Here is a 24,764-nt window from a genome sequence, read left to right as displayed (position 1 = left end):
AGAGATCCCAGCTTGCGCTGGAATGACGTGACTGTATCAGGCCCTCCATGACCGACGCGCCTCTCAAACTGTTCAACTCGCTCACCCGCTCGCTGGAGCCGTTCGAGCCGATCCACCCGGGCGAGGCGCGCGTCTATACCTGCGGGCCGACGGTCTACAATTACCAGCATATCGGCAATATGCGCGCTTATGTGTTCGCCGATACGCTGGGCCGCACGCTGAGCTGGAAGGGTTACGCGCTCAAGCATGTCATCAACATCACCGATGTCGGCCACCTGACATCTGACGCCGATGCGGGCGATGACAAAATGGAAAAGGCCGCGGCGCGCGAAGGCAAGAGCGCGTGGGATATTGCGCGCTACTACCAACAGGTGTTCGAGGCCGATCTGGACCGGCTCAACATCCGGAAACCCCAGCATCCGCGCGCGACCGATTATGTCGAGAGCATGATTGCCTGGGCCAGGAGTATCGAGGTCAAGCACTGCTACGAACTGGATAGCGGCCTCTATTTCGATGTAGCGACCGTGCCCGAATATGGCCGGCTGGCGCGTGCCGTCACCGACGCGATAGAAGACGCAGGCGAAGGCCGGATCGATGAGGTAGAGGGCAAGCACAACGCCGCCGATTTCGCGATCTGGCGCAAGACGCCGCCGGGTGAGACGCGGCAGATGGAATGGGACAGCCCGTGGGGCAAGGGCGCACCGGGCTGGCATCTGGAATGCTCGGTAATGAGCGCCGAACTGCTTGGTCACCCCTTCGATATCCATACCGGCGGGATCGATCACCGCGAGATCCATCATCCCAATGAAATCGCGCAGAACCAAGCCCATAATTGCTCATCCGACAGCGGCGCCAGGATCTGGATGCACAACAACTTCCTGATCGACCGTCGCGGCAAGATGTCGAAATCATCTGGCGAATTTCTGACGCTGCAAGCGCTCGTGGATCGTGGCTTCCACCCGCTCGCCTATCGTCTGCTGTGCTTGCAAGCGCATTACCGCAGTGAGCTGGAGTTTACGTGGGAAGGGCTGGAAGCGGCGCTGACTCGGTTGAAGCGGATTGTAGGTGCCTACTCGAAAATACGAAGTGCTGACGTGCCTAAGGACTTTCAGGAAACGTCTCTCGGCAAGATCTTCGAATCAGAATACTCGGTTTTCACCAGCGCCATCTCCGATGATCTTGCGACACCGAAAGCACTGACTGCCTTCGAGGAGCTTCTGACCTCGAAGCATTGGAAGGCGCACGAGAAAGCGCCGGTCTTGCTGAAGATGGACCGGGTGTTGGGCTTTGGTTTGGCGACACTCACCCGCGCCGACCTCCGCATCCGCCCCGCCACCGCCGAAATCATCGAAGCCGAAATCGAAGCTGCGCTCTCCGAACGCAAAGAAGCCCGCGCCGCAAAAGACTTCGCCCGCTCCGATGCTATCCGAGACGATCTCGCCGCCAAGGGTGTCGAGGTGATGGATGGTGATCCGCTCGGCTGGGAGTGGAAACTCTCTTGAAGTTGTGGCGGCTCACCCGCTTGCCCTTCGTGGCGCTGGACGGGAAAGGGCCGGAGGCATGGGGCGCGCGCTGGGTTTCGCCGGGTCGCCCGGTGGTCAATTTCGCCTCTGAACCGGGTCTGGCCGTATTGGTCGTGCAGCGATATCTGCCCCGTGATCTCGTCGGGATCGATGACGATTATGTCCTTGGTTTCACCGATATCAATGCCGAGCCGGAGAGCCTGCCCTTTGTCGAGGATCAGGCGGAGAAGCGCCGCATCGGGGACGAATGGCTAGGCTCCGGCCGCTCGCTGCTGGCGGCGGTGCAATCGGCGGTTTTGCCCGAAGCGCAGATCGTGATGATGAACCCTGCACATCCCGATGCGCGCTATGTTCGCCCGCTGACGACGCGCCTGTTCGACTTTGCCCAGTGCCTCAGCCTACCAGACTAGTCCCGCGCACGCAGCAGCCAGCAATTGACCGAGAAACGGGCCGCGTCCCATGCATTGCCGGGCACTGCCACGTCTTCGACTTCGTGCCAGGCGATCGAGGGGAAGGCGACCAGCCGGTTGTGACGCGGTGCGATGCGGATGGGCTCGCTGTCACCGGCGAAGGGGCTGATCACCAGTGCTCCTCCTGAAAAGCGTGCGGGTTCGCGTTGGAGATAATAGACTAGGCTGATCATGCGATCGCCCGGCTGGTCCAGTCGTCCAGCTGCGGTCAGCGTGTCGACATGTTTGCGGAAATGGCCGCCATCGCGATGCACGGCGAGCTCGATATCCCATGCAGCGATATCGAAAGCCTGCACGCCCGTTCCGTCGCACAGATTGGCGAACTCCGCCTTCACCGCTTCGCGAAACAGCCGGCGGAACGGGCCAAGATCGGCCAGTTTCATGGCGTCGCGCTGTGCGGTCACGGCCTCTTGACCGTTGGCCGCCCGAACGCTGGCCGATTTGAACCGGCTTTGGCTGGCAATGGCAAAGTCCAGCAGGTTGGCGGCATCCTGGATGGCCAGGAATTCGTCGATCACGATGTGGTTGGGGACCAGCGGCGAATTCATTGGCTAGCTTTCGCCCTGCCAATCCCGCTAGGGGACAGGCCCATCTGAAGATGCAAGAGGTGCCGCATGCCCGTAGCCGTCCTGTCCGCTCTCGTTCGCCCTCTGGTGGAGCCGCAATTGCCCGAAGGCATTGAAGCGAAGTTCTTCGGTTCTGTCGAGGAATTGCTCGAGCTCGCGCCGCAAGCGGATATCGGCTGGTTCGATCTCGACAAGCAGGACGTGATGGTGGACGCGGTGACGCGGGCCGAGAAGATGACGTGGTTCAATTCCATTTATGCCGGCCTCGATTTCCTGCCGCACCAATTGATGATTGATCGCGGCGTTACCGTAACCAATGGGGTCGGCATCAATGCCATCACCATCGCCGAATATGTCGTGATGGGCATGCTGGTACACGCCAAGGGATATCGCGACGTCGTCCGCGCGCAGGAACGGCACGAATGGCTGCAGGATTCACCGGGCAAGATCGAGCTGGCGGAGTCCCGAGCGTTATTGCTGGGCTATGGCGCGATCGGCAAGCTGATCAAACCGCGGCTGGAAGCCTTCGATGTCGATGTCACGGTGGTGCGCCGCTCGGGCGGCGACGGCGTGCTGACACCCGATCAATGGCGCGCGCAACTTGGGGACTTTGACTGGGTCATCCTGGCTGTGCCTTCAACACCTGAAACAGACGGCATGATCGGGCCAAACGAACTCGCGGCCATGAAACCGGATGCGGTGCTAGTGAACATCGCCCGGGGCAGCGTGGTGCAGCAGGATGCGCTGGTCGCCGCGCTGGAAAGCAAGTCCATTGGCGGCGCTTTCCTGGACGTGACGACGCCGGAACCCCTGCCAGCCGATCACGCGCTGTGGTCGCTCGACAATGCGCACATCACCATGCACTTATCGGGCCGGGCGCAGACCAAGATGTTCCAGCGCTCTGCGCAGCGCTTCATCGAAAACTGCCATCGCTTCTTGGAGGGCGAGGAGCTTGCACCGCAGTTTGACCTGACCCTGGGGTATTAAGCGCGCTCCTTCGCGTCATGCATCTTCGAGCAAGAGCAGCTCACATTCGACCAGCATGCGCGGCACCGGTAGCAGTTCGCTCTCGACAGCGGTGATCGTCGCATCGGCGACCAGTTGGCGCGGGATGGCAAATTCGTGATCGGGCAGGGTGGCGACAAGGTCTTCCCCGGCCTGCACGGCATCCCCTCCTTCAAAAACGATCCGCAGGCAATGGCGCGTGCCAGCGAATGTGATGCTGGCCCAGGCTTTCTCGGTATGGTGCTGGACCTGACCATGACCTGCACACAGGGTGAGCACCGCATCGCGCAAACGATCACCGGTTGAACGGCGTGATCTACGGTGGGTGCGCGTGGGGAGAATGTCAGCGCGCATGCTGTGCCTCCCGATAGGTGGTCATGAAGCCGTCGACCCGCTGTTCTGTGCCGGTGCGCGGCATTCGGCCATTACGCAGGTCGAGTACAAACCGCGGATCATGCGTGGCAAGGCGCCCGAATTTGGTGGCCGGCATGTCGGTTTCCCGGAGGAATTTTTCGATACGTCTGATGAGCATTCAACCCTCAATCTCAAGCTGATTCGCTGTCCTGTGAACCGAGTCGTCGCGGTTGAAATCCTACTTGTCTAGGAAAAATCTTTCATGTAGGAAGGAAACATGAAAGACGATGGGAAAACGGGCCGATCAAGCGTCAACGGGCAAATTCCGGACTCAGCGCAGTCGCGACTGCTGGCGCTAGCGCAAGAGAAAGGCACAAGTCTTTCAAGACTTTCAGCGTTAATCGGACGCAATTCCAGCTATTTGCAACAGTTCATCCGCAAGGGAAGTCCGAAGAAACTCGAAGAAGGTGACAGGAGAGTTTTGGCGGAATTCTTCGGTGTTCCCGAAGCAGATTTGGGTGGTTCGGAAGAAAAATCCTACACAGGCTTGTCTGCTACACTGAGGGACGAGGATTTCGTCGCCATCCCGCGTCTGACTATCGCGGTGGCGGCCGGGCCGGGGCAGTTTGCAGGTGACGAATCGCCGTTTGATAATTTCGGTTTCTCTGGGCGATGGCTGCGGGATAACGGTTTCGATCCCAAGATGCTGTCTTCTGTCACGGTAGAGGGTGACAGTATGGAGCCGCTCCTGCGCCACGGAGACGAGATTCTGGTCGATCGGTCGCCCGGGACGTTGCGCGACGGGATTCATGTCGTCCGCATGGGCGAGGCCCTGATGGTAAAGCGATTGGCGCGGGCAGGGCAGGAACGGGTTTCGCTATTGAGCCAGAACCTCGCTTATCCGCCGCTCGACGTCGCGATGGAGGATATCGAGGTGATCGGCCGCGTCGTCTGGAAAAGCGGGCGGCTGTAGATCGGGGGCGAAAGGCTTGCGCAACGCGACGTGTGACGCCACATCACGGCGTATGACTGAAGCGACACAATCCCCGATGAAGGCCGGCATTATTCCGGTAACGCCCCTGCAGCAGAATTGCTCGCTGATCTGGTGCACCAAGACCAATAAGGCTGCGTTGATTGATCCGGGGGGGGATCTCGACAAACTGAAGGAAGGTCTGGCCAAGACCGGCGTCGAGCTGGAGAAGATCCTCATCACCCACGGTCATATCGACCATTGCGGCGAAGCGGGCGTGCTGGCGCAAGAGCTGGGCGTGCCGATCGAGGGACCGCATGAAGCGGACCGGTTCTGGATTTCGCGGCTGGATGATGACGGCAAGAAATACGGTATCAATGGCCAGGTGTTCGAACCGGACCGTTGGCTCGACGATGGGGATAAGGTCACTGTCGGTGAGCTGGAGCTGGATGTGATCCATTGCCCCGGCCACACACCTGGGCACGTCGTGTTTTACAATGCCGACGCCAAATTCGCTGTCGTTGGCGATGTGTTGTTCCAGGGCAGCATCGGCCGAACCGATTTCCCAATGGGCAATCACCAGGATTTGATCGACGCCATCACCCAGAAGCTATGGCCGCTGGGCGATGACATCACGTTCATTCCCGGCCACGGCCCGACCAGCACTTTTGGCCAGGAGCGCAAGACCAACGCCTTCGTCAGCGATTATGCGCTGAGCTAGGCGGGCCTAGAGTACGCCAGCAGCGATCAACACCGCCGCAATGGACAGGCCGAGCAGGGTCAGCATTGTCACAATAACGCCAATCTGGCGCGGCTTCGTGCCCGTTTCGCCGTCCATTCCGATCCCGTGGGCAATCCGGCCCAGCATGTAGATTCCTGCGACATAGGCGAGCCAGGGTGAACCTTTGCCCGTCAGTTCGATGGCCGCAATCAGGACCAGTACGAAGGGCGTGTTCTCGACGAAATTGAGCTGGGCGCGCATGCGGCGGGTAAGAGGGCCGCCGGCATCGTCGCCGTGGACGACTTTTTGCTTCAGGCGCAATTGCCCGATCCTCAATGCAAGCCAGAAATTGATCAGCGCAGCTGCTGCCGCGGCGGTGAGTGTGACAGGAAGAATCATTGTCGGGTTTCCCTCTCCAGATGTGGCGCGACGCTAGGTGGGTCGGGAATCAGTTGCAACCGCGCGCAAAGCCGTTATATGCCGCGCCTTCGCCGCCGACTGACGGGTCTTGTGCCGCGCGCCCTTTCGGGTTGTGTGTTATACGCCCTTCGCCTAGTGCGGCTCGCAACAGATTGTATTTAAGGAACAGGTGCCGCCATGGCTGTCCCTAAGAGAAAAGTATCGCCGCATCGCCGTGGCAACCGTCGCGCTCATGATTCGCTGAAGGTCGAAGCCTTCCACGAATGCAACAATTGCGGCGAGTTGAAGCGTCCGCACAACATGTGCTCGCACTGCGGCTTTTATAACGGTCGCGAAGTTCTCGCCCCGAGCCTCTAATTTCCACTAGTTGGAGAACGCCATGAGCCTGCCCCGTATCGCTATCGATGCGATGGGAGGCGATATTGGCGTGCGCGTGATGATTGACGGTGCCGCGGAAGCGCGGCGCCGCCACGACCAGTTCCAGTTCCTGCTGGTGGGCGACGAGGCCCGCATCAAGGCCGCGCTGGATTCGCACCCGAATATGCGCGGTGCCTCCGAAATCCTGCATTGTGACGATGTGGTGGGAGGCGATGAGAAGCCGACCCAAGCCCTGCGCCGCGCCAAGACCACCAGCATGGGCCTAGCGGTCAATGCCGTAAAACAAGGCGATGCCGGCGCCGCAGTCAGCGCGGGCAATACCGGCGCGCTGATGGCGATGAGCAAGCTTGCCCTGCGCACCATGCCTGGCATCGATCGGCCGGCTCTGGCGGGCGTAATGCCCACCCTCGAAGAAGACGACGTTGTGATGCTCGACCTTGGTGCCAATACTGAGGCGGATGCCCGCAATCTGGTGCAGTTCGCAATCATGGGCGCAGCCTATTCGCGCATCCTGACCGGCCGCGAGGAACCGCGTGTGCGGCTACTCAATATCGGCACGGAGGAAATCAAGGGCACCGATTCACTGCGCGATGCTGCGACCCAGCTGCAGGAAGCCACCGGCCTTGCCATGCGGTTCGACGGTTTTGTCGAAAGCGACAAAATCAATCGCGGCGAAGTCGATGTGGTCGTCACAGACGGGTTTTCCGGCAATATTGCGCTCAAAGCGATCGAAGGCGCAGCGCGCTTCGTCACCGATTTGCTCCGCAATGCGTTCACCAGCTCGATCCGTTCGAAAGTCGGATTTCTGGTCTCGCGTCCGGCGACCGAATTGCTGCGGCACCATCTCGACCCGAACAACCACAACGGCGCAGTATTCCTCGGTCTCAATGGCGTAGTCGTGAAGAGCCATGGCAGCGCGACGGCCGGTGGCGTAGCCAATGCCGTGGCGGTCGCTGCCAGTTTGCTTGAGAACAAACTGACCGAACGCATCGCATCCGACCTTTCCGAACTGGGTGAGCGGATGTGGGATTCGACCGGCGGCGCAAACGGCAATGGCAAGAGCGGGGCCGGTCCCAAATGATCCGCTCCGTCATTCGGGGCAGCGGCTCGGCCCTGCCACGCAATGCCGTGAGCAATGCTGAACTGGCCGCCCGGGTAGACACGAGTGACGAATGGATCGTCGAACGAACGGGCATTCGCCAACGCTATATCGCCGAGCCTGACGAGACGACATCGAGCCTGGCGATCGAAGCCTCGCGCAAGGCGCTCGACGCGGCAGGTATCGACGCCTCGCAAATCGATTTGATCGTGTTGGCAACCGCGACACCGGACAATACGTTTCCAGCCACGGCGACCAAGGTCCAGCATGCGCTGGGCTGCGGCGGCGGAATTGCCTTTGATGTCCAAGCGGTATGCTCGGGCTTCCTCTACGCTCTGACGACTGCCGATTCGCTGTTGCGGACGGGTTCGGCCAGCCGGGCGCTGGTGATCGGTGCGGAAACGTTTAGCCGGATCCTCGATTGGGAAGACCGTACCACCTGTGTGTTGTTCGGCGACGGGGCAGGAGCTGTTGTGCTCGAAGCCAGCGACGGCCAGGCAGACGGGCCGGGCGTCCTTGCCAGCCGCCTCCATGCCGACGGTGCCCAACACGATCTGCTCTATGTCGATGGCGGGCCTTCAACCACACAGACTGTCGGCCACTTGCGTATGAGAGGGCGCGAAGTCTTCCGCCATGCCGTGGTCAATCTCGCTTCCGTACTCAACGAAGTGATTGAAGATGCAGGGATATCGGCAGAAGATATCGACTGGGTTGTGCCGCATCAGGCCAATGCCCGGATCCTTGACGCGACGGCGCGCAAGCTCGGCCTGCCGATGGAAAAAGTGGTGGTGACAGTTGATCAGCACGCCAATACCTCTGCCGCATCGGTGCCATTGGCCTTCGATACGGCGATCCGCGATGGCCGCATCAAGCAGGGTGATCTGGTGATGTTCGAGGCTATGGGCGGCGGCTTCACATGGGGTGCGAGCCTGGTCCGCATCTAAGATGCAATCTCGCTCCGGCCACTAAACTAGCCTTAGATAACGATTTTCCACTGCCTGCGTTGCGCGAAATCCAATGTTTCGCTAGTTTGCTTTCAACAATCTGGTTCGTCGGGTCGCACTGATGAGGGAGGGATGCCAATGTCGCGATCGGTGGGTACACTGACACGAGCGGATCTGGCAGAGACCATTAACCGAAAGATGGGCTTCAGCCGGGCCGAGTCGCTCGACATGGTCGAGTCCATTCTCGAGCATATGTGCGGTGCGCTGAAGAAGGGCGAGAACGTCAAGATTTCCGGATTTGGTAGCTTTGTCCTGCGCGACAAGAAGGAGCGCGTCGGTCGCAACCCCAAGACGGGTGTTGAAGTGCCGATAACTCCGCGCCGGGTCATGACATTCCGGGCCAGCCAGCTATTACGGGAACGGATAGCAAAGGGAGGCTGACGTGACTGCCACATTCGACGATGGGAAAGACGACGGCGCATTGCGCACCATCGGAGAATTGGGCAAGGCTCTGGGCCTCAAACCTCACGTTTTGCGCTATTGGGAAGAACAATTCCCGACGCTCGAACCGCTCAAGCGCAGTGGGAACCGGCGCTATTACCGGCCTGAAGACGTGGCCCTGGTCGAAGCGATCGACCGTCTCGTCAATCACGAAGGCTATACGCTCAAAGGGGCTCGTCAGGCGATCGAGGAAGGCCGCGTGGCTTTGGGTGAGCAACCCGATGCCAAGCCCAGCTCCACACCAGCTCCTGCGGCCTCACCTGCATCCGATGATGAAGCCCGTCTGCCAGAGGCCTTCGCCCCGGCTGTGACGGGTGTAGGGCACACCGCACCTGAGATTGTGGCCGAGCTTAAGGATATCAGGGACAAACTGGCGCAAGCTGTCGGCGCCTAGAGCGCGCAGCTTACTCCGCCGCCATCAATTCTGCTTCACCCAGATTGACGCTGACCAGGCGGCTAATCCCCTGTTCGACCATGGTGACGCCGAACAGGCGATGCATCCGGCTCATGGTCACGGCGTTGTGGGTGACGATCAGGTAGCGCGTATCGGTCTCGCGCGTCATCGCATCGAGCAAGTCGCAAAAACGATCGATATTGGCATCATCGAGCGGGGCGTCGACTTCGTCGAGCACGCAGATCGGCGCCGGATTGGTCAGGAACAAGGCGAAGATCAGCGCGATGGCCGTAAGCGCTTGTTCGCCGCCGGAAAGCAGGGTGAGAGATTGCAGTTTCTTGCCGGGCGGCTGGGCGTAAATCTCCAGCCCTGCCTCCAGCGGATCGTCGCTATCGATCAGGGCCAGATGAGCCTGACCCCCATCGAACAGCTTGGTGAAAAGGCGGCGAAAATGGGTATCGACCTGCTCGAAGGCGGTGCGTAGCCGCTCACGCCCTTCGCGATTGAGATTGCCGATCGAGCCACGCAGACGCGAAACCGCCTCGGCCAGCTCAGCCTGCTCCGCCGCACTTGCGCCGTGCTCGTCCTCGATCCGCGCCAACTCTTCGGCGGCCACCAGATTGACCGGGCCGATCCGTTCCCGACTGGCAACGAGGCGATCCATTTCCTCGGATTCGGCCTCCTTGGACTGGATATTCTCGGCCTCGAAATCGAACTTGTCGGCCAGCAATGGGGGCGGACACTGGAACCGCTCGCCCGAAATCCGCGCCATTTCGCTGCGCCGTGCCTCTTCATTTTCGGCACGTGCGGCAAGCCCGGCACGCGACTCGCGAGCGAGAGCCAGCGCTTCGGTAGCGGCGGCCATGACCTGCTCGGCCTGGCTCGCGGTGTCTTGCGCGGCGGTGACGGCGGCTTCGGCCTTGGCGAGATCTTCACCCAAGCGGGCACGCACCACATCGCCTTGCTCGATCTCGCGCATCAGCCCTTCGGGCTTGGCGGCGATTACCGCGCGTTCCTCGGCGATTTCTTCGAAGCGCTGCTCCATGCCCGAAAGCCGTTGCGCCGCCTCGCCTGAGCGGGCTTCCCAATTCGCCTTGTCAGACCGTTGCGCCGCTGCGCGTTCGCGTGCGACGGCCAGTCCCTGGTCATGCGCGGCCAGCTCGGCCGTGGCGGCCTGCATGGCGGAGCGCGCAGCATCGTTCTTCGCTTGCGCTGCTTCCAATTGCGCGCGACCCGATTCGGGATCGGGCAGAGCGGCGCGCTTGTCTTGCGCGGCCTTCAACTCGGCTTCAGCCTGGCTGCGCTGTTCGGCCAGCTCGCCTTTGGCGGTTTCGAGTTCTTCCAGACGAGTGGCAATCCGCTCGCGCGCAGCCTCGGCCTGATCCAGCGCCCGCAAGGCCTGACGTTCGGCTTCGCTCGCTTCGCCCACTGCGCGTTCTGCGCCGACGAGATCTCGCTGAAGCTCGGACAGTTCGTCTTGCGCCGACGTCTGCGCCGACAGCGCCTGTTCCTTCGCTGCGCGCTTGCCGGGCAATTCCTGTTCCAGCTGGGCCAGCCGGTTGGCAGCTTCCAGCCGTGCGGCTTCGGCAGAACCTTGTCCGCGCGCGACCAGTCCATCCCACCGACGCAATGCGCCGTCGCGGGTTACGATCCACTCGCCAGGGGCCAGTTCGCGTGCGTCATCCGTGTCGGCAACATGGACCAGCGCCAGCCGGGCAGCGAGCTGGTCGGGACAATTGGTCACATGCGCGGCCAAGCTGTCCGCGACAGGTGAAGGCGCCGCACGACCGGTCCAGAAACGACCCTCGGGATCGCCTGCCGGTCGGCCAAGAGGGGCCTTGGCATCGCGCCCCAGAACCGCGGCGAGCGCGCGCTCATAGCCCGGCTCGGCCCGAATTGTGTCGAGCGCGGCGGGCAGGCCTTGGCGGCCAGCGGCCTGTTTCTCGCGGGCAACGCGGTCGCGTTCAAGCGCCTGATATTCACGTTCGATACCCGACAGTTCGGCTTGGGCTTGGGAAAGCAAACTGGCCGCATCGTCACGGGCTTGTTGCAGCTCTTCCTTGCGCGCACGCTGCATTTCGAGCGTTTGGCGCAAAGTCTCCAGCGAGCCGGTGGCAGCGGCGGCGGCAGATTTGGCTGCGTCGACGGCCTGATCGGGATCGCCGTCATCTGACAGAGAGGCGCGCAATTCAACCTGTCGCTCGCTCTCACGCACCAGCCGCGCCAGCCGTGCCTCGGCCTGTTCGATCTCGGCACCGGCGACACGCCATTCAGCCTCGACCCCGGCATGATCAGCGGTCGATTTCGCCAGCGCCAGTTCGGCAGCGCGTCCGGCCCGCTCGCTGTCGTCCAGCTTGTCCGCAAGGGCAGGGCGGCGTGCTTCGTCCGCTTCGAGGGCTTTCTCGTTCGCCGCCAGATCTTTCTCCAGCCGCGCCAGTGCTTCAGCTGCATCGCGGGTCAGCCGGTCAGCTTCACCGCGATCTTCTTCCAGCCGTGCTTTCTGGCGGTCGAGATCGGCAAGTCTCTGCTCGGCAGCTTCCAACTGGCTGGTCAGCGCTGCCATCCTGTGCCCATGGGCAGAGGCATCGTCGCGGCGGTCAGCCTGTTCCTCACGCGCTTCGGCCAAGGCCTCGGCGGCTGCCCGCTGCGCTTTCTGGGCGTCGACCGAAGCTGCCTGTGCGGCGGCGACTTTCTCCTCTGAGGTCTTGGCCTCGGCCCGTGCAGCTTCGGCGGCTTCGGCTGCATTGCGCCAGCGTGCGAACAGCAGTCGGGCTTCGGCTGTGGCGATCTGGTCCGACAGTTTGGTGTACCGCTCTGCCTGCTTGGCCTGACGGCGTAGCGAAGCAATCTGGCTGTCGAGCCCTGCCATTAGGTCCTCGAGCCGTTCGAGGTTCTTTTCGGTCGAGCGCAATTTGCTCTCGGCATCCTTGCGCCGGACATGCAAGCCTGCGATCCCGGCGGCCTCTTCCAGCATCTGGCGCCGTTCTGCAGGCTTGGCGGCGATGACCTGCGCAATCTTGCCTTGGCTGACGAGAGCGGGCGAATGCGCGCCAGTGGCGGCATCGGCAAACGTCAGCGCGACATCCTTGGCCCGCACATCGCGGCCGTTCACGCGATAGGCGCTACCGGCCCCGCGTTCGATCCGGCGAGTGACATCCAGCTCCTCGCCATGATCGTCGACAGCCTGCAGCACGACTTCGGCGAAATCGCGTTGCGGACGGGTTTCGGTACCCGCGAAGATGACATCTTCCATCCCGCCAGAGCGCATGCTCTTGGGCGAATTCTCGCCCATGACCCAGCGGATGGCTTCGAGAAGGTTGGATTTGCCGCACCCGTTGGGTCCGACAACCCCGGTCAATCCGGGTTCGACACGCAGTTCGGCAGGCTCGACAAAACTCTTGAATCCGCTGAGTTTGAGCCGCCGTATCTGCATGCCGGGTCCTTAGCGGGCTCCGGCGCGCTGGAGGATCGGCTCGACGCCTTCCCAGTTGACCACGCCTTCGACCTTCTGGCCGTTGACGAAGAAGGTCGGGGTGCCCGTCACGCCGAATTCCTCACCTTGTTGGCTGGACCGATCGGCCAGGCCTTTGACGGAATCGACATCGGCCAGGCAGCTGCGCGCCTGGTCACGGCTCAGCCCGCGAGCAGCGAAGAATTCGAACAGGCCGGTCGCCTCTGCGACCCCGACGAAGCGCTGGTCTTCCGGAAGGCTCATCGCCTGTTCCATAGCCGCGCCGTTCTGTTGCGCGTTGCCCATCACTTCGGCGAAATTGGTCCAGACCTGTTCGGACAATGGAACCACAGCTTCATCGGTGCTGCACCGAGCAAGGCGCGACAGGACGAGGTCATAGCCATTGAGGACCAGCGGCCTCAGTTCGAAACTGACCCGGCCCGAATTCACATACTCGTCGCGCAGGGTCTCGAAACCCGCTTGCGAGAAACTGGCGCAGGTGGGGCAGGTGAGCGAGGCATATTCGACCAGCTTGATCGCTGCATCTGGATTGCCGATCTGGTGGCCCTGCTGCTCGGTCACTGTGGTGACTTCGGCCCATTCCTGGCCTTCGGGCGCAGGCACCGCGGCCACAGGTTCACCGGCAATCGCATCTTCGCCTTCGCTACCGGCGGAATCGCAGGCGGAAATCGCCAGGGCCAGTGGAGCAAGGAGTGCGGCAATTTTCATACGGCGAGAGATCGTCATGTCATGGAGTCCTTCGTCGGAACGGGGGAGAGGCTAGACCGAACGGCCTGCAGGGTGAAACGGGGTGTAGTTAGTATCCACAGGAACGCCAACAGGGCAACACGCCGGCAGGGTCAGAAACGGGCGTTCAATTGCGGCTCCAGCATTTCCCAGCTGGAAGTACCGGTCAGTTTGACGCCGTCGATGGCAAAGGCGGGTGTTGAGGTGACGAAATACGTCGTCGCATCGTCCGCCGTGGCACGGGCCTGGCGTTCGGCCATGGCCTGATCTGACAGGCACCGGTCGATCGCGACCCGGCCATAACCGCGCTGTTCGAAAATATCGTAGAAACCCAGATCGCTGGCGACGGCCTTGCGGCGTTGTGCCTCGGGGCCGCTGAACCACCGGCGTCTCTGGCCGTCGGACACCTTGTCCAGTTTCGCCAGCCATTTGTCCTGCGCGAACATCAGCGCGACATGGTTTCGTAGGAATTTCTCTTTCGGCCCGCACCAGGCGAGCATGGTGGCCGTGATATCGACGACGTTGCGCTGGACATGGCGGATTTCCAGCTTCGCCTTGCCGGGGCCGACATAAGCAAGCTTGACGATCTCCTCGCCCTGGCGCGAAAACGCGCCGCAAGCGGGGCAGGTATAGCTGATGAATTCGGTCAGCTGCAGTTCGGCTTCGGGATTGCCGATAATGTGCGATACGTCCGTCCGCTCCACTTCGGTGACCCAGTTCTTGCCCGCCCCCATCACCGCAAATGCGGCCAGTGCGAGAACGCTGGCGCTGAGCCGGCGTGATGCGATCATTGTTCCGTGTCCTCTTGCCCACCAAGACTGCGTGCCAGCCCCTCCAGCACAGCGCGCATCTCCGGATCACCGATATCGCGCAAGCTGTCTCCCAATTCCATCGGGATCGGCTTGAGCGACGGCGGCGCCTTGGGTTTTTCTTCAGCACGCGGTGCCTTAACCGCGCCTTGCCGGATCTTCACCCGCGAGACTGCGGCATAGCCGAAGAAGCGGTTTACCCGCTCGATGATTTCGGGGATGACATGCTGGATCAGCGGCGCATGGGCGGGAAGGACGACCAGCTGCAGGATGCCTTCCGACTTTTCGCCGGGCGGGAAGCGGATCGCCTCGGGCGAACAGACCTTGGCATGGTGGTGCCCGACAATTTCGGGCCAACGGGTGACAACGGAGCTTTGCACGAAACCGAAGCGGCGGAATGCGGTCCGGCCGATCTGCGGCATCAGGTCACCCACCGCCTTCGCTCCACGCCCGCGTGGCCGTTCATACGGCTTGGCAGATTTGCGCACGCTCTTCTTGGCCGGGCCCCTTTTGTCGGCAGGGCCGCCCTTCTTTTCAGGAGTGTCGTTGTCCCGTTCCATTGCGCAACAGGCCATGGCATAGGCGCAGCGTGACTGCCAGCGACAACGCCATTTCTACCGAACTTTTGGACTGGTACGATCGCCATGCCCGCGATTTGCCGTGGCGGGCCGCGCCGGGGCAGCCTGCACCTGATCCGTATCGCGTCTGGCTAAGCGAAATCATGCTTCAGCAAACGACTGTGGCGGCGGTAAAACCGTATTTCGCGAAGTTCTTGCACATCTGGCCCACGGTCGAAGCGCTGGCAGCGGCTCCCGATGATCAGATCATGGCGGCGTGGGCAGGGCTGGGCTATTATTCCCGGGCCCGCAACCTCGCCAAGGCCGCGCGCGTGGTTGCAGAACTAGGAGCCTTCCCCGAAACCGAGGCGGAGCTGCGGAAACTGCCCGGTGTTGGCGATTATACAGCCGCGGCGATCGCCGCGATTGCCTTCGGCGAACGGGCCGTGGTGGTCGATGCCAATGTCGAGCGGGTCGTATCGCGCCTGTTTGCGATCGAGGAGCCCCTTCCCAAATCGCGGAAGGTCATCCGCACGCATACCGACGCCATTACGCCGGAGTGTCGTGCGGGCGATTTCGCACAGGCGATGATGGATCTTGGTTCTTCGGTGTGCACCTCTCGCTCTCCGCAGTGCCTGTTGTGCCCGCTCTCACGGCATTGCGAGGCGCGGATGGCAGAGCCGGAGCACTTTCCGTTCAAGGCACCAAAGAAGGAAAAGCCCATCCGGGCGGGGCAAGCCTATTGGATCGAGCGCGAACAATCCGTGTGGTTGGTCACGCGAGAGGGCACGGGTATGCTGGGCGGGATGCGCGCACTGCCGGATGATGGCTGGTCAGCCAAAGGCGATGGCTCTTCTATCCCGCCGTTTGACGGTGAATGGGCCGAGGCTGGCAGCGTGTCGCACAGCTTCACGCATTTCTCGCTGGACTTGTCAGTCATGGTTACGCGGACCGAGCAGGAGCCCGCCATCAAGGGCGAGTGGTGGCCGCTCGACCGGCTGGAGCAGGCGGGCTTGCCGACCTTGTTTGCCAAGGCGGCAAGGCGCGTTCTGGCCGGTTAGAAAATGCCGCCACCAAGGCTGAGGCGTACGACTGCAATCAGGCCTACGATCAGACAGAAATTGCGCCCGCCGCGTCCTGACGAGGATAATTGGCCGAGCACCACGCCGATCACGATCAGGGGCAGGGCAAGCCAGTTGGCCCATCCCAGCAAGGGAATGGTCGCAGGGATGACGATGATGAGGGATATGATCCCAGTCAGGATCGAGAGGAGATTAAGCATGTGTGTTATATGGGTAGCACAGTTAGCAATTTCAAGGGGGATCGGCAATTGACGCCACCTTGTTGATCCCTCACACACTCATCCAAATACAAAGTTTCGAAAGAGGACCTGACCCCCAATGGCCTATAAAGATTTCCAGGACGCCCAGCTTTCCCGTCGCTCTCTGCTGCGCGGAGGCGCCTATCTTGGCGGAGCGGCGACGTTGGCAAGTGTGCCATTTGGCCGGGCCGCCTTGGCCCAGGTCAAGCCTGGCCCATGGGAAAATGTCGCGGCCGCGGTCGAAGACTATGTCAGCAATGGCAAGGTCGCCAACATGCTCGCCAGCTTCGGGTGGGGCCAGGCAGAACCCTCTGCCATCGCCAAGGGCACGTTGGCTGTCGATGGGTCGACTGCGGTCGATATGGACAGCCTCTATCGCATCTATTCGATGACCAAGCCGATCACCGGCATGGCCGCTATGATGCTGATCGATGATGGCCTGATGCGCCTCGACCAGCCGATTGCGGAAATACTGCCCGCCTATGGCGAAATGATGGTGCAGAAGGAATATGACGGCGCGATCACCGAGGACAATCTGGAACCGGCTGCACGGCCGATCACGATCCGCCATTTGCTGACCCACACTGCTGGGCTGGGCTATGGCATCATCCAGAAAGGTCCGATCCAGAAGGCCTATGAAGAAAAGGGCCTGATCCCGGGCCAGGTTACACGCCTGCCGCTGCCGGGCCTTGGCCGTGGCAAGCCGGTCGGCAGCCTGGAAGCATTCGCCGACGGGCTCGCCGAAATGCCGCTGGTGCTGCAACCGGGGACCAAGTGGAGCTATTCGGTCAGTCTCGACTTGCTAGGCCGTGTCATCGAAGTGGTGGAGAAGAAGCCGTTCGACCAGGTCCTGAAGGAGCGCCTGTTCGATCCGGCTGGCATGACCAGCACCTATTTCACCGTGCCGGAGAGCGAGATCGGTCGCTACACCACCAATTACGGCATCGTGGCAGGGACCCCGTTCCCGATCGATCCGGCAGACAGTTCGATCTATCTGGATGAGCCCGCATTTCCGTTCGGCGGTGCCGGGCTGGTGTGCTCGCCGCGCGATTATGACCGGTTCCTGCGCATGCTGCTGGGGTATGGCATGATTGATGGCACCCGCGTGATGGGCGAATTGGCCGTGCGCGTGGGTACGTCGAACATTTTGCCCAAGGGCGTTGATACCGAAGGCACATGGATGGCGGGCCAGGGCTTTGGCGCCGGTGGCCGCGTAAGTGATGGCGCCTATGGCTGGGGCGGCGCTGCGGGCACAGCGGCCTTCGTGCATTACGGCGCCAATCTGCGTGCTGCGCTGTTCACCCAGTATATGCCGAGCGACACCTATCCGATCCAGAACCAGTTCCCTGAATTGGTGGCCAAGGACTTGGCCGCGATGCAGGGCGGCTGAGCCAGCTGATGACCGCGCAGGGGGCTATCGCATTTTCCGGTTCGCCAATTGACCGGGCCGACCACGTTCGCGCCGATCCGGAGCGGCTGGCCGGATACATGAACTGGAAGGCCAGGTTCCTGGCGCTTGACGGGTTAATGCCGTCGCTTGACGACAACGGGCGGTTAGCATGGGGTTCGCTGGCCGATGCAGCCGACGATGCTGAGCTGGTCTTCCTTGGGATCGACCGCACCGATGGCGGTGAGAAAGCCTGCTTTGCGGCAGTGCCTGCGCAAGGCGATGCCAGCCCGCGCATGGCCAACCCGCAGCTCTGGTCTCTGATGGCGACGCTCGATCCGGGCGATTTGGCAACCTATGGCGGCGCGCGCAGCTTGATCGATTGGCACGCACGCCATCGGTTTTGCGCCCAATGCGGTGCCTCTACCAAGATCGCCAAGGGCGGCTGGCAGCGCGGCTGCGACAGTTGCAAGGCGCAGCATTTTCCGCGTACCGATCCGGTCACCATCATGCTGGCAGAGCATGAAGGGCGGTTGATGCTCGGACGGGGCAAAGGCTGGCCCGAAGGCGCGTTTTCGGCGTTGGCCGGATTTGTAGAACCGGGCGAAACGATCGAGGAAGCGGTCCAGCGCGAAGTCTATGAAGAGGCCGGTGTCAGGGTGCGCGATGTGTCCTACGTTGCCAGCCAGCCCTGGCCGTTCCCAAGCCAGCTGATGATCGGGTGCCACAGCCACGCCGACAACGATGAATTGGTGATCGACGAAACCGAAATGGCAGAGGTTCGCTTCTTCACGCGTGAGGAAGTGGTCGCTTCGCTGGAAGGATCGGGGCCGTTCCGCGCGCCGCCAAAACACGCAATCGCCCACAATCTGATGCAATGGTGGCTCAACACATGACCGATACCGCACCGCGCCGCATGACAATCGACATCTGGTCCGATGTGATGTGCCCGTGGTGCGCCATCGGTTACGGCCAACTGACCAAGGCGCTTGAGCAATTGGAGGGCGAGATTGAGGCCGACATTCGCTGGCATGCGTTCGAGCTCAATCCTGATATGGCAGAGGCGGGCGAGGATCAGTCAGCGCATTTGCAGCGCAAATATGGTCGTTCCGCCGAAGAGGGTGCAGCCGTACGCGGGCAAATGAAGACAATTGCTGACAGCGCAGGCGTGTCACTTGCCTATGAAGGTGAGGGTGAGGCTCCCCCGGCCATGATGTGGAACACCTTCGCCGCGCACCGGCTGCTGGCCTGGGCGCTGGAAAGTGCCGGTGCGGCGAAGCAGACCGAGTTGAAGCTTGCCCTGTTCCGCGCCCATTTCAACCAGCGTCGCAATGTGTCGGCGCGTGATGTGTTGCTGGATGTGGCGGTTTCGGTAGGGCTCGATCGTGAAGGCGCTCTTGCAGCTTTGAACGACGAGACCCTGGCTGCGAAAGTGCGTGCTGAAGAGAAACAGGCCTGGGATCTCAACATTACCGGGGTTCCGGCGATGGTGATCCAAGGCAAGTTCATGATCCCCGGGGCGCAGCCGCCTGAATCCTACATCAACGCCCTGCGCCGGGTGGCCGAGAAAATCGCGTGACGGAATTTTCCGGCAAGGTTGCAGCGATCACTGGCGGTGCCAGCGGGATCGGGCTGGCTATCGCGCGCAAGCTCGTCGCCCTGGGCGGTTCGGTCGTGCTTGGCGATATTGACGACGAGAAGCTCGAAAATGCCGCAACTGAATTGGGAGGGAATGCCCTTACGGTACGCTGCGACACGTCTGATCTGGCATCTGTCGAAGCCTTTGCCGAAGCAGCATTTGGCTGGCAAGGCCGGGTTGACCTGCTCCTCAACAATGCCGGTGTGGGCGGAGTGCGCGGCAAACTGTGGGAAGTCGATCCCGAAGCGGCGCGGGCGCATTTCGATGTCAATTTCTGGGGTGTCTGGAACGGGTGTCGCACCTTTGCCCCGCGCATGATCGCGCAAGAGCATAGCAGTGCGATCTACAACACCGGCAGCGAGAACAGCTTCTTTTGTGCCGTGCCGCAAACCGCCGCTTATATCGCTGCTAAACATGCCGTGCTGGGCATGACCGAGAGTTTCCGCGAAGACTTGCCCGAGCATGTCCATGCCGGCTTGATCATCCCGGGCTGGGTGTTCACCCCGCTGGGTGAAGAACGCTTCATGAAATTCGGGATGGATGTGGCCGACTATGCCGAGATCGTCGTCCCGCAACTGCTAGCCAACGAGCGCTTCGTGGTCAGCCACTCCTACAACACCGTCCGCGTGAACGAGCGGATCGATGCACTGAATGCAGCATACGAACAATATGCCTCGCGACAGGATGGCGACGAAGCGCATGACGTACGCACAGTGCTGGCGGCACTGACGCAGAAACGCAGCTAGACCAGGCCCAGCTTCTTCAATTTGAGCTGGAGCTTGCCGGGCAGGGCATCGCCCACATCCTCACCCTCTTTCAAATCGCGCGGAGCCTTGTCTTCGGTCAGGTAGCGCCAACCCTGATGGGCCCGTTTGGGGAGCGGATCGACCCGCACCAGTTTGGGTTCCAATTCGATGAACCACCGCCCTTCCGGCGTCTGGCTGAAGCCGAGGATCTCGGACCGTGCCACCAGTGAATGGTTGAGGATCCAGTAGAGAGATCCGCCCTCCATTTCCTCGTGCCGCTTGGGCAGGTAGCGCGTCGTCAGCTTGATCTCGCTGCGGTCGACATACCAACCAGCCAGGTCATCCCAGCTCTTCGCGCCAAAGGCGATCTTGGTCATGTTGAGGGGCATGGCTAGCGCAATATAGCTTGGGGCATCAGGCTCAAGACCGCCCTTAGCCCACCAGCCCGCTGGCGACAGCGAGGCCGAGGAAAGCGAAGAAGCCCATCGAGTCCGTGATCATGGTCACAAACACGCTGGAGGCGACGGCAGGGTCTTGGTCGAGCCGTTCGAACGCGACCGGGACCAGCACCCCGGCAAGGCCCGAGACGATGATGTTCACCACCATCGCTGCCGCGATCACGATGCCCAGCATCGGCGTGAAAATCGCCGCTGTGCCGATGCCGATCAGCACCGCAATGGTAACCCCGTTAAGCAGCGCGACGCGCGTTTCGCGCCACAATATCCGTCCGGTGTTGGACCGTGTCAGCTGGTTCATCGCGATTGCGCGCACGGTGACCGCCATGGTTTGGGTGCCCGCATTGCCGCCGATGCTGGCAACGATCGGCATCAACACGGCGAGCGCGACCAGCTTTTCGATCGCGGCGCCGAAGAACCAGATGATAGAGCTAGCCACCAACGCGGTGCCGAGATTGGCGACCAGCCAGCGCACGCGCGAGGAATAGGCATCACGGATCGGCTCGTTAATGTCGCCGTCGCCTGCGCCCGACAGGAGCAGCGTATCCTCGCCTGCTTCTTCGGAGACAATGTGGACGACGTCATCGACCGTCATTTGTCCGACCAGCCGCCCGTCTTCATCGACCACAGCGGCCGAGATCAGGCCGTATTTCTGGAACATCAGCGCGACCTCTTCCTGGTCGAGCGTAACGGGGATCAGCGTCTGGTCGCGCTTCATCACATCGGTGAGAGCGATTTGGCGCGGGGTCGTAAGGATCCAGCTGAGAGCACAGGTGCCGACCGGATGGTGCGAGGCATCGACAACGAAGACTTCGAAGAACTCGACCGCCAGATCACCTTCCCTGCGCAGGTAGTCGATCAGGTCGCCAACGGTCATGCTTTCCGGCACCGCGACAAAGCCACGGCTCATCAGGCGGCCGGCCGTTTCTTCCGGATAGGCAAGCGCGCTTTCGATCGCGGCCCGGTCTTCCGGTTCCATCTCGGCCAGGATGGCGGCCTGGTCGGGCGCGTCGAGATCCTCGATCAGCTGGACAGCATCATCGGTCTCGAGCTGTTCGGCGATCTGCGCCACGGCATCGGCAGGCAGCGCCTCCATCATGTCCTCGCGGACATAATCGTTGAGCTCGGCCACCACGTCCGAACTCATCAAGTCACTGATAGCAGCCGTCAGCTGGGCCCGGTCGTCCTTGTCAAACAGCTCGAGCAAGTCGGCGATGTCAGCAGGGTGCAGTGGCTCGACCAGATCATAGACGGTCGTGTTTTCGCCTGCATCGAGGGCATCGCGAACCGCGCGGACATATTCGGGTTTGAGCGTGTTTTCTTCGTCGAGCCGTTCGTCATCGATCCGGTCATCGGGGCGCGCGCCATCCTCCGCCATTTCGGCGAGCATCACGTCTTCGTCCTGGCGCTCATCGATCCCCATGTCGCCCGTCTAAGCGGCTGGTCGATGATTGCAAGGCACGGGGTGACATCGGGCCATGCATCTCTATATCGGGGCGCAAGATTCCACAGGAGATTAGACTATGGCCGATACTCTCACCCTCACGCTCGACACCGGCAATGGCGAAGGGGGCGACGTGGTCATCAAACTGCGCCCCGATCTCGCCCCCGGCCATGTCGAGCGGATTACCGAACTCGCCGGTGAAGGCTTCTATGATGGCGTGGTGTTCCACCGCGTGATCCCCGGCTTTATGGCGCAGGGCGGTGATCCGACCGGCACCGGCATGAGCGGTAGCGACAAGCCCGATCTGAAGGCGGAATTCAACGCTGAGCCGCACACCCGCGGAACTTGCTCGATGGCACGGACCCAGGTGCCTGACAGCGCTAACAGCCAGTTCTTCATCTGCTTCGACGATGCCCATTTCCTCGATGGCCAATACACGGTCTGGGGTCAGGTCACCGACGGCATGGACCACATCGATGCCTTGCCCCAGGGTGAGCCACCCGCCGAGCCGGGCAAGATCGTGAAGGCTACGGTTGCCTGAGCAGGACAGGTGAAATGATGTGATGCAGCGCCCGATCCTGGCCATGCTTGCGCCGCTGGTTCTGGGCGGCTGCATCACGTCGTTTCCTGACATCACCCAAAGTCGCAGCCCGTGCCGGAACGATCCGGGCGGGTGGTGTGATTTCACGCGTGAAGCGGCGGCAGACAGCTACGGCTATGCCATGCTGTCCAGCAATGCGTATGATGACGAGGATACTTACACCGAACTGGGCGTGCGCTTCGAAGAGGTCGGGATCATTCCTGTCACCGACGAAGAACAGGATATGCGCGACGGACTCGACTACGCGCTGTATGATGAGTTTGAGGTTCGCAAGACGCCCGAAGGTTTCGCGCGTGGCCCCCGGATCGCCCGGATTTTGGCCTTTCGCGGGACCGAATTTTCAAGCCCGACCGACATTATCTACGGATCGTTGAGGGAAAACCAGATCGTGGCCGCGCGCGCCGTTTACGCTGCGGAGCGGGACCGTTTCGCAGCGGATTATCCTGATCTTCCTATCGTGCTGACCGGCCATTCGCTGGGAGGCGCATTGTCGACCCAGATCTCGATCGAGAATCCCGGCGTGCGGGCTTACGTGTTCAACGTCTCCCCCTTCTATCGCGGAGATTCGGCCACCAACGACAAGGATCGGGTCGCCATTTCCGAACGCGGCGAGTTCCTGCGGGTGCTGCGCCGCTATCGCTCTCCGCCAGCGGCACAGATGCTGGTCATCAATTGCGCGCCCAACCGCAGCGCGGGGGAAAAGCATGGCATTCGTCCGCTGGGCGACTGCCTGACCTGGATTGCTGCCTATCGCGACGCCTATGCCGGATCGCTGCTGGGCCCCAACGATATTTCCAAACCGCCGGTGGAATGTGGACCGGCCGACAAAGTGCATCCGGGGGACAATTACTGGCAAAAAGAGCCCTGCATCCACCAGCCGCGCCCGCCGGAAGATGATGAGTCCTGACTTGATCGCCTCGCTCGTGATGGTCACGCGCGTGATGGGAGAAATGCAGGACGAATGGTGGATCATCGGCAGCGCGGCCGTTGCGTTGCACGGGGCAGATCCGGGCCCAGTGGCCGATATTGATATTTTGCTAAGCGAACGCGATGCCTCCCAACTGTTCCCGCAGCTTGGAATTCCGATCGCGCCTGGAGGCGCCCATCACCAATTTGCATCGACAGTCTTCGGCATATGGAACGACCCGCCGATCAGCGTCGAATTCATGGCCGGACTGCGCGTAATGAGGGATAGCAGGATGCAGGACTTGCAACTTCACACCCGCACGCCTGTCACAGCGGGTACGGTGCTGGTTTACGTCCCAACGCGCCCTGAATTGGAGGGCATGTTACGATTGTTTGACCGACCCAAGGACGCCGCGCGGCTTGGTGCACTCCGGTTGCTGGACTAGAGCCCCGCGCCGACCAGCCAGTCATGAAACAGCCGCACGGGCCGTTCTTCCAGGGCGGTTGGTTTGCAGACGAACCAGTAGCTATACGGGCTTTCGACTTCGGCATCGTAAAGCTCGGTCAGGCGATCATCGTCGGCGCGGCGCAAGTGATCGTCATGCATGATGGCGATGCCCAGGCCTTGAGCCGCCGCCTCCAGCATCAGCTGGCCGGAATCGTAGTGATCGATGGCTGACGGATCGAGATCGCGCAGCCCCAGCTCCGCTTTCCACGCCTCGAAACTTTCAGGCAATTCGGTGTGGATCAGGAAAGTCTGCGAGGTCAGGCGCTCCAGGTCCGGACTGTCGCCCAGCTTGGCGGCAACATCCTTGCTGCAGATCGCGTGCACCTTGTTTTCGTCCAGGCGAACCGCGTGCAATCGCCGGTCCGGCCCGCGGCTGAGTATGATTGCAGCATCGAGCGTATCGCCGACCCGATCTTCCAGATGGGGGCCGGTATCGGTGTCGATATGCAGTAGCGGATGGCGCTTGCGCAATTCCGCCATGCGCGGGAACAGGCGCTGGCTTCCGAACAGCGGCAACACGCCCAGCCGCAGGCGCAACAGCGAGAGATTGTCAGACTGCCCCTCGACAGCGCGGGCCAATGCCTCGAAATGGGGGCTGACCGCCTCGTAGAACTGGTGGCCTTCGTCGGTCATCGTCATTGCCTGGCGTGCGCGGGTGAACAGCTTCTTGCCGACAAACTCCTCCAGATTGGCAATCCGGCGGCTCAGCGCGCTGGGGCTGAGGTTCAATTCATCGGCTGCAGCGCGTGCAGAACCCAGGCGCACGGTGCGCATGAAGGCTTCGAGGGCGCGGAGCGGGGGGAGGCGACGTGTCGGCATGCGCTCCATGTGGAGTGCAAAAAACGCAA

General features: G+C 61.7%; 30 protein-coding genes. 18 read left to right on the top strand and 12 right to left on the bottom strand.

Going from position 1 to position 24,764, the window contains the following annotated elements; all coding sequences use genetic code 11:
* The first annotated feature begins 47 nt into the window (after positions 1–47).
* Both cysS and ABD653_RS04970 read left to right on the top strand, forming a co-directional pair.
* Entirely contained in the window at positions 48–1,502 is a 1,455-nt protein-coding gene (cysS, locus tag ABD653_RS04975; protein ID WP_160780142.1) for a cysteine--tRNA ligase, read from the top strand.
* Positions 1,499–1,933, top strand: a complete 435-nt coding sequence (locus tag ABD653_RS04970; RefSeq protein WP_160780141.1) for an RES family NAD+ phosphorylase — start codon at positions 1,499–1,501, stop codon at positions 1,931–1,933. The genes cysS and ABD653_RS04970 overlap by 4 nt, the downstream gene beginning before the upstream one ends.
* Here the strand turns inward: ABD653_RS04970 and ABD653_RS04965 are convergent.
* Positions 1,930–2,541 carry a 2OG-Fe(II) oxygenase gene (locus tag ABD653_RS04965; RefSeq protein ID WP_160780140.1) on the bottom strand — a complete coding sequence of 204 codons (612 nt, stop codon included), beginning with the start codon at positions 2,539–2,541 and terminating at the stop codon, positions 1,930–1,932. The genes ABD653_RS04970 and ABD653_RS04965 overlap by 4 nt on opposite strands.
* 66 nt (positions 2,542–2,607) lie before the next feature.
* On the opposite strand from ABD653_RS04965, the gene ABD653_RS04960 reads away from it, so the two are divergent.
* Positions 2,608–3,546: a D-2-hydroxyacid dehydrogenase gene (locus tag ABD653_RS04960; protein WP_160780139.1), complete on the top strand. Its 939-nt coding sequence runs from the start codon at positions 2,608–2,610 to the stop codon at positions 3,544–3,546.
* A 15-nt stretch (positions 3,547–3,561) separates the two neighbouring features.
* Here the strand turns inward: ABD653_RS04960 and ABD653_RS04955 are convergent, their stop codons facing one another.
* Positions 3,562–3,918 (bottom strand): hypothetical protein, encoded by a 357-nt coding sequence (locus ABD653_RS04955; RefSeq protein ID WP_160780138.1) that lies wholly within the window; start codon positions 3,916–3,918, stop codon positions 3,562–3,564.
* Positions 3,908–4,096, bottom strand: coding sequence for a hypothetical protein (locus tag ABD653_RS04950; RefSeq protein ID WP_160780137.1), 189 nt, complete (start codon positions 4,094–4,096; stop codon positions 3,908–3,910). Before ABD653_RS04950 ends, ABD653_RS04955 begins: the two co-directional genes overlap by 11 nt.
* A gap of 99 nt (positions 4,097–4,195) precedes the next feature.
* Between ABD653_RS04950 and ABD653_RS04945 the strand changes: the two genes are divergently transcribed.
* Both ABD653_RS04945 and ABD653_RS04940 read left to right on the top strand, forming a co-directional pair.
* Positions 4,196–4,891: a S24 family peptidase gene (locus ABD653_RS04945; RefSeq protein ID WP_160780136.1), complete on the top strand. Its 696-nt coding sequence runs from the start codon at positions 4,196–4,198 to the stop codon at positions 4,889–4,891.
* Between the two features lie 76 nt (positions 4,892–4,967).
* Positions 4,968–5,609, top strand: coding sequence for an MBL fold metallo-hydrolase (locus ABD653_RS04940; protein ID WP_160780501.1), 642 nt, complete (start codon positions 4,968–4,970; stop codon positions 5,607–5,609).
* Between the two features lie 6 nt (positions 5,610–5,615).
* On the opposite strand, the gene ABD653_RS04935 is transcribed toward ABD653_RS04940, so the two are convergent.
* Positions 5,616–6,008 carry an MAPEG family protein gene (locus tag ABD653_RS04935; RefSeq protein ID WP_160780135.1) on the bottom strand — a complete coding sequence of 131 codons (393 nt, stop codon included), beginning with the start codon at positions 6,006–6,008 and terminating at the stop codon, positions 5,616–5,618.
* A gap of 198 nt (positions 6,009–6,206) precedes the next feature.
* On the opposite strand from ABD653_RS04935, the gene rpmF reads away from it, so the two are divergent.
* The 5 genes from rpmF (at position 6,207) to ABD653_RS04910 (ending at position 9,345) form a co-directional block, all read left to right on the top strand.
* Positions 6,207–6,386 (top strand): 50S ribosomal protein L32, encoded by a 180-nt coding sequence (gene rpmF / locus ABD653_RS04930; protein WP_011414648.1) that lies wholly within the window; start codon positions 6,207–6,209, stop codon positions 6,384–6,386.
* 22 nt (positions 6,387–6,408) lie between these two features.
* A complete protein-coding gene (plsX, locus tag ABD653_RS04925) occupies positions 6,409–7,488 on the top strand; it encodes a phosphate acyltransferase PlsX (protein WP_160780134.1) in 1,080 nt (359 codons plus the stop codon).
* A complete protein-coding gene (locus tag ABD653_RS04920) occupies positions 7,485–8,450 on the top strand; it encodes a beta-ketoacyl-ACP synthase III (protein WP_160780133.1) in 966 nt (321 codons plus the stop codon). Before plsX ends, ABD653_RS04920 begins: the two co-directional genes overlap by 4 nt.
* A gap of 138 nt (positions 8,451–8,588) precedes the next feature.
* Positions 8,589–8,891 (top strand): integration host factor subunit alpha, encoded by a 303-nt coding sequence (locus ABD653_RS04915; RefSeq protein WP_160780132.1) that lies wholly within the window; start codon positions 8,589–8,591, stop codon positions 8,889–8,891.
* 1 nt (position 8,892) lies between these two features.
* Positions 8,893–9,345, top strand: coding sequence for a MerR family transcriptional regulator (locus tag ABD653_RS04910; RefSeq protein WP_160780131.1), 453 nt, complete (start codon positions 8,893–8,895; stop codon positions 9,343–9,345).
* 10 nt (positions 9,346–9,355) lie between these two features.
* Here the strand turns inward: ABD653_RS04910 and ABD653_RS04905 are convergent, their stop codons facing one another.
* From ABD653_RS04905 to ABD653_RS04890, 4 genes are all read right to left on the bottom strand, one after another.
* Positions 9,356–12,778 (bottom strand): AAA family ATPase, encoded by a 3,423-nt coding sequence (locus tag ABD653_RS04905; RefSeq protein ID WP_160780130.1) that lies wholly within the window; start codon positions 12,776–12,778, stop codon positions 9,356–9,358.
* 9 nt (positions 12,779–12,787) lie between these two features.
* Positions 12,788–13,543, bottom strand: coding sequence for a thioredoxin domain-containing protein (locus ABD653_RS04900; RefSeq protein WP_160780129.1), 756 nt, complete (start codon positions 13,541–13,543; stop codon positions 12,788–12,790).
* Between the two features lie 113 nt (positions 13,544–13,656).
* Positions 13,657–14,334: a DsbA family protein gene (locus ABD653_RS04895; RefSeq protein WP_160780128.1), complete on the bottom strand. Its 678-nt coding sequence runs from the start codon at positions 14,332–14,334 to the stop codon at positions 13,657–13,659.
* Positions 14,331–14,912 carry a DUF721 domain-containing protein gene (locus ABD653_RS04890; RefSeq protein WP_160780127.1) on the bottom strand — a complete coding sequence of 194 codons (582 nt, stop codon included), beginning with the start codon at positions 14,910–14,912 and terminating at the stop codon, positions 14,331–14,333. Before ABD653_RS04890 ends, ABD653_RS04895 begins: the two co-directional genes overlap by 4 nt.
* A gap of 29 nt (positions 14,913–14,941) precedes the next feature.
* Between ABD653_RS04890 and mutY the strand changes: the two genes are divergently transcribed.
* Positions 14,942–15,970 (top strand): A/G-specific adenine glycosylase, encoded by a 1,029-nt coding sequence (mutY, locus tag ABD653_RS04885; RefSeq protein ID WP_160780126.1) that lies wholly within the window; start codon positions 14,942–14,944, stop codon positions 15,968–15,970.
* Here mutY and ABD653_RS04880 read toward each other — a convergent pair.
* The gene (locus ABD653_RS04880) at positions 15,967–16,191 is read right to left on the bottom strand and encodes a hypothetical protein (RefSeq protein WP_160780125.1); all 225 of its coding nucleotides are present in this window, start codon (positions 16,189–16,191) and stop codon (positions 15,967–15,969) included. The two genes, mutY and ABD653_RS04880, sit on opposite strands and share 4 nt — an antisense overlap.
* Before the next feature lie 118 nt (positions 16,192–16,309).
* Here ABD653_RS04880 and ABD653_RS04875 point away from each other — a divergent pair, with 118 nt between their 5' ends.
* From ABD653_RS04875 to ABD653_RS04860, 4 genes are read left to right on the top strand one after another with little or no spacing between them, the layout of a single operon-like run.
* Positions 16,310–17,620 carry a serine hydrolase domain-containing protein gene (locus ABD653_RS04875; protein ID WP_160780124.1) on the top strand — a complete coding sequence of 437 codons (1,311 nt, stop codon included), beginning with the start codon at positions 16,310–16,312 and terminating at the stop codon, positions 17,618–17,620.
* Between the two features lie 8 nt (positions 17,621–17,628).
* Entirely contained in the window at positions 17,629–18,513 is an 885-nt protein-coding gene (gene nudC / locus ABD653_RS04870; RefSeq protein ID WP_160780123.1) for an NAD(+) diphosphatase, read from the top strand.
* A complete protein-coding gene (locus ABD653_RS04865; RefSeq protein WP_160780122.1) occupies positions 18,510–19,196 on the top strand; it encodes a DsbA family oxidoreductase in 687 nt (228 codons plus the stop codon). The genes nudC and ABD653_RS04865 overlap by 4 nt, the downstream gene beginning before the upstream one ends.
* Positions 19,193–20,002 (top strand): SDR family NAD(P)-dependent oxidoreductase, encoded by an 810-nt coding sequence (locus ABD653_RS04860; RefSeq protein WP_160780121.1) that lies wholly within the window; start codon positions 19,193–19,195, stop codon positions 20,000–20,002. The genes ABD653_RS04865 and ABD653_RS04860 overlap by 4 nt, the downstream gene beginning before the upstream one ends.
* Here ABD653_RS04860 and ABD653_RS04855 read toward each other — a convergent pair.
* Together ABD653_RS04855 and mgtE are read right to left on the bottom strand one after the other, a co-directional pair.
* Entirely contained in the window at positions 19,999–20,391 is a 393-nt protein-coding gene (locus ABD653_RS04855; RefSeq protein ID WP_160780120.1) for a DUF1489 family protein, read from the bottom strand. The two genes, ABD653_RS04860 and ABD653_RS04855, sit on opposite strands and share 4 nt — an antisense overlap.
* Positions 20,392–20,434: 43 nt before the next feature.
* On the bottom strand, positions 20,435–21,880 hold the full coding sequence (gene mgtE / locus ABD653_RS04850; RefSeq protein ID WP_160780119.1) for a magnesium transporter: 1,446 nt from the start codon (positions 21,878–21,880) through the stop codon (positions 20,435–20,437).
* Between the two features lie 100 nt (positions 21,881–21,980).
* Between mgtE and ABD653_RS04845 the strand changes: the two genes are divergently transcribed.
* From ABD653_RS04845 to ABD653_RS04835, 3 genes are read left to right on the top strand one after another with little or no spacing between them, the layout of a single operon-like run.
* Positions 21,981–22,442: a peptidylprolyl isomerase gene (locus ABD653_RS04845; protein WP_160780118.1), complete on the top strand. Its 462-nt coding sequence runs from the start codon at positions 21,981–21,983 to the stop codon at positions 22,440–22,442.
* A 22-nt stretch (positions 22,443–22,464) separates the two neighbouring features.
* A complete protein-coding gene (locus tag ABD653_RS04840; protein ID WP_160780117.1) occupies positions 22,465–23,409 on the top strand; it encodes an alpha/beta hydrolase family protein in 945 nt (314 codons plus the stop codon).
* On the top strand, positions 23,396–23,854 hold the full coding sequence (locus tag ABD653_RS04835) for a hypothetical protein (RefSeq protein WP_344705288.1): 459 nt from the start codon (positions 23,396–23,398) through the stop codon (positions 23,852–23,854). Before ABD653_RS04840 ends, ABD653_RS04835 begins: the two co-directional genes overlap by 14 nt.
* On the opposite strand, the gene ABD653_RS04830 is transcribed toward ABD653_RS04835, so the two are convergent.
* Positions 23,851–24,735, bottom strand: a complete 885-nt coding sequence (locus ABD653_RS04830) for a LysR substrate-binding domain-containing protein (protein WP_160780115.1) — start codon at positions 24,733–24,735, stop codon at positions 23,851–23,853. The two genes, ABD653_RS04835 and ABD653_RS04830, sit on opposite strands and share 4 nt — an antisense overlap.
* Positions 24,736–24,764 lie beyond the last annotated feature (29 nt).

The sequence above is a fragment of the Parerythrobacter jejuensis genome, from assembly GCF_039536765.1.
In the GTDB taxonomy this organism is placed as follows: Bacteria; Pseudomonadota; Alphaproteobacteria; order Sphingomonadales; family Sphingomonadaceae; genus Parerythrobacter; species Parerythrobacter jejuensis.
This window is presented reverse-complemented; position numbering and strand designations above follow the sequence as displayed.

Coding starts and splice junctions, on each gene's coding strand:
- cysS (WP_160780142.1), top strand. CDS start 48: ATGACCGACGCGCCTCTCAAACTGTTCAACTCGCTCACCCGCTCGCTG.
- ABD653_RS04965 (WP_160780140.1), bottom strand. CDS start 2,541: ATGAATTCGCCGCTGGTCCCCAACCACATCGTGATCGACGAATTCCTG.
- ABD653_RS04960 (WP_160780139.1), top strand. CDS start 2,608: ATGCCCGTAGCCGTCCTGTCCGCTCTCGTTCGCCCTCTGGTGGAGCCG.
- ABD653_RS04955 (WP_160780138.1), bottom strand. CDS start 3,918: ATGCGCGCTGACATTCTCCCCACGCGCACCCACCGTAGATCACGCCGT.
- ABD653_RS04950 (WP_160780137.1), bottom strand. CDS start 4,096: ATGCTCATCAGACGTATCGAAAAATTCCTCCGGGAAACCGACATGCCG.
- ABD653_RS04945 (WP_160780136.1), top strand. CDS start 4,196: ATGAAAGACGATGGGAAAACGGGCCGATCAAGCGTCAACGGGCAAATT.
- ABD653_RS04940 (WP_160780501.1), top strand. CDS start 4,968: ATGAAGGCCGGCATTATTCCGGTAACGCCCCTGCAGCAGAATTGCTCG.
- ABD653_RS04935 (WP_160780135.1), bottom strand. CDS start 6,008: ATGATTCTTCCTGTCACACTCACCGCCGCGGCAGCAGCTGCGCTGATC.
- rpmF (WP_011414648.1), top strand. CDS start 6,207: ATGGCTGTCCCTAAGAGAAAAGTATCGCCGCATCGCCGTGGCAACCGT.
- plsX (WP_160780134.1), top strand. CDS start 6,409: ATGAGCCTGCCCCGTATCGCTATCGATGCGATGGGAGGCGATATTGGC.
- ABD653_RS04920 (WP_160780133.1), top strand. CDS start 7,485: ATGATCCGCTCCGTCATTCGGGGCAGCGGCTCGGCCCTGCCACGCAAT.
- ABD653_RS04915 (WP_160780132.1), top strand. CDS start 8,589: ATGTCGCGATCGGTGGGTACACTGACACGAGCGGATCTGGCAGAGACC.
- ABD653_RS04905 (WP_160780130.1), bottom strand. CDS start 12,778: ATGCAGATACGGCGGCTCAAACTCAGCGGATTCAAGAGTTTTGTCGAG.
- ABD653_RS04900 (WP_160780129.1), bottom strand. CDS start 13,543: ATGACGATCTCTCGCCGTATGAAAATTGCCGCACTCCTTGCTCCACTG.
- ABD653_RS04895 (WP_160780128.1), bottom strand. CDS start 14,334: ATGATCGCATCACGCCGGCTCAGCGCCAGCGTTCTCGCACTGGCCGCA.
- ABD653_RS04890 (WP_160780127.1), bottom strand. CDS start 14,912: ATGGAACGGGACAACGACACTCCTGAAAAGAAGGGCGGCCCTGCCGAC.
- ABD653_RS04880 (WP_160780125.1), bottom strand. CDS start 16,191: ATGCTTAATCTCCTCTCGATCCTGACTGGGATCATATCCCTCATCATC.
- ABD653_RS04875 (WP_160780124.1), top strand. CDS start 16,310: ATGGCCTATAAAGATTTCCAGGACGCCCAGCTTTCCCGTCGCTCTCTG.
- nudC (WP_160780123.1), top strand. CDS start 17,629: ATGACCGCGCAGGGGGCTATCGCATTTTCCGGTTCGCCAATTGACCGG.
- ABD653_RS04865 (WP_160780122.1), top strand. CDS start 18,510: ATGACCGATACCGCACCGCGCCGCATGACAATCGACATCTGGTCCGAT.
- ABD653_RS04855 (WP_160780120.1), bottom strand. CDS start 20,391: ATGCCCCTCAACATGACCAAGATCGCCTTTGGCGCGAAGAGCTGGGAT.
- mgtE (WP_160780119.1), bottom strand. CDS start 21,880: ATGGGGATCGATGAGCGCCAGGACGAAGACGTGATGCTCGCCGAAATG.
- ABD653_RS04845 (WP_160780118.1), top strand. CDS start 21,981: ATGGCCGATACTCTCACCCTCACGCTCGACACCGGCAATGGCGAAGGG.
- ABD653_RS04840 (WP_160780117.1), top strand. CDS start 22,465: ATGCAGCGCCCGATCCTGGCCATGCTTGCGCCGCTGGTTCTGGGCGGC.
- ABD653_RS04835 (WP_344705288.1), top strand. CDS start 23,396: ATGATGAGTCCTGACTTGATCGCCTCGCTCGTGATGGTCACGCGCGTG.
- ABD653_RS04830 (WP_160780115.1), bottom strand. CDS start 24,735: ATGCCGACACGTCGCCTCCCCCCGCTCCGCGCCCTCGAAGCCTTCATG.